The sequence below is a fragment of the Pseudomonas sp. YY-1 genome, from assembly GCF_002843095.1.
Taxonomy (GTDB): Bacteria; Pseudomonadota; Gammaproteobacteria; order Pseudomonadales; family Pseudomonadaceae; genus Aquipseudomonas; species Aquipseudomonas sediminis_A.
The window spans coordinates 1-2,113 of the sequence record NZ_PJLX01000032.1; the positions used below are offsets into that span (position 1 = coordinate 1).

General features: G+C 62.7%; 2 protein-coding genes. Both read left to right on the forward strand.

Features of this window, described 5'->3' with window-relative positions; genetic code table 11:
• Positions 1-1,354, forward strand: a 1,354-nt coding sequence (gene istA / locus CXP40_RS23495) for an IS21-like element ISPst3 family transposase (protein WP_106735678.1), incomplete at its 5' end; no start/stop codon positions are given.
• Positions 1,347-2,090 carry an ATP-binding protein gene (locus CXP40_RS23500; protein WP_106735679.1) on the forward strand — a complete coding sequence of 248 codons (744 nt, stop codon included), beginning with the start codon at positions 1,347-1,349 and terminating at the stop codon, positions 2,088-2,090. The genes istA and CXP40_RS23500, both read left to right, overlap by 8 nt.
• Positions 2,091-2,113: the final 23 nt, after the last annotated feature.

The following is a 2,113-nucleotide window of genomic DNA, read 5'->3' on the forward strand; positions in this document are numbered from 1 at the left end:
CGCGATCTTTAACAAACTCAGCCCTTTTCACGCCACGCTAGAGCAGGCGCTAAAAGCCGATTCGCTGCGCCCCAAGCAACAGCGGCGCAGTGCCAAGGCGCTGTTGGCGCAAATCAAAGCCGATGGTTATGACGGTGGCTACAGCCAGCTCACCGCGTTTATCCGTGCCTGGCGAGAGGGACAGGGCAAGGCGTCGCAGGCCTTTGTGCCGCTGACCTTTGCTCTTGGCGAGGCGTTTCAGTTTGACTGGAGCGAGGAAGGCTTGCTGGTCGGCGGCATTTACCGGCGTATGCAGGTGGCACATCTGAAGCTGTGTGCCAGCCGTGCGTTCTGGCTTGTGGCGTATCCGAGCCAGGGCCATGAGATGTTATTTGACGCCCATACACGCTCGTTCGGCGCCTTGGGCGGCGTGCCGCGCCGGGGCATCTACGACAACATGAAGACCGCCGTCGACAAGGTCAATAAGGGCAAAGGCCGGGCGGTGAATGCACGCTTTGCGGTGATGTGCGCGCATTACCTGTTCGATCCGGACTTCTGCAACGTCGCCGCTGGTTGGGAAAAGGACATCGTTGAAAAGAACGTGCAAGACAGCCGCAGGCGTATCTGGCTAGACGCCCAGGACTGCCAGTTTCACTCCTTCGAGGAACTCAATGCCTGGCTGGGCCAGCGCTGCCGCGCGCTTTGGAACGAGCTGACGCACCCTCAATACAGCGGTCTGAGTGTGGCCGAAGTGCTGGAGTTGGAGCGCGCTGAACTGATGCCTGTGCCAGCGCCATTCGACGGTTACGTCGAGCGGCCTGCGCGGGTCTCCAGCACCTGCCTGGTCAGCGTCGGGCGCAACCGCTACTCGGTGCCGTGTGAGTACGCGGGTAAGTGGGTCAGCAGCCGTTTGTATCCGACGCGAATCGAGGTGGTGGCTGACGACGCGCTGATCGCCAGCCATGTCCGCTTGCTGGATCGCGACCAGGTCAGCTATGACTGGCAGCACTACCTCCCGCTGATCGAACGCAAGCCCGGTGCGCTGCGCAACGGCGCGCCCTTTGCTGATCTGCCGGCGCCGCTGCGTCAGCTTAAGCACGGTCTGGGGCGTCATGCCGGCGGTGACCGGATCATGGCGCAAGTTCTGGCTGCCGTACCGGTCGCCGGGCTCGATGCGGTGCTGGTGGCTGTTGAGCTGGTACTGGAAAGCGGCAGCCTGAGCGCCGAACACATCCTCAATGTCGTGGCGCGCCTGGCCGCGACCGAACCACCACCCAGCGTCGAAACCCACTTGTCGCTCAAGGAAGCCCCCGTCGCTAACACGGCGCGCTACGACCGCCTGCGTGGCCAGGCCGAGGGGGTCGGTCATGCGTGATTTGATGGCGGAACTCAAGGAGCTGCGCCTGCACGGCATGGCCACGGCCTGGGCGGAGTTAACTGCACAGGGTGAGTCGAATACAGCCTCGTCCAAGTGGCTGCTCGAACACCTGCTGGAACAAGAGCACACAGATCGCGCCATGCGCTCGGTGAGCCACCAGATGAACATGGCCAAGCTGCCGATGCACCGCGATCTGGCCGGCTTCGACTTCAGCGCCTCCAGCGCCGACNNNATCGGTGGCCCAGGCACCGGCAAAACCCACCTAGCCACCGCGCTGGCCGTGTCCGGCATCACCCGGCACGGTAAGCGCGTGCGCTTCTACTCCACGGTCGATCTGGTCAATCTGCTGGAGCGCGAAAAACACGACGGCAAAGCCGGGCGGATCGCCCAGGCACTGCTGCGCATGGATCTGGTCATCCTCGACGAACTGGGTTATCTGCCGTTCAGCCAGGCTGGCGGTGCGTTGCTGTTTCACCTGCTGTCCAAGCTGTACGAACACACCAGCGTGGTGATCACCACCAACCTGAGCTTCGCCGAATGGTCGAGCGTGTTCGGCGACGCCAAGATGACCACCGCCCTGCTGGATCGGCTGACCCACCACTGCCACATCGTCGAAACCGGTAACGAGTCCTATCGCCTGCAACACAGTAGCTTGGCGGCCCAGGCCAAGATCAAATCACGGGAGCGAAAGCGTAAGGGCGGCCAGGAACCGGAGGACGATGAGCCGTTCTGATTTCATGGCGACGACGGCCTGCT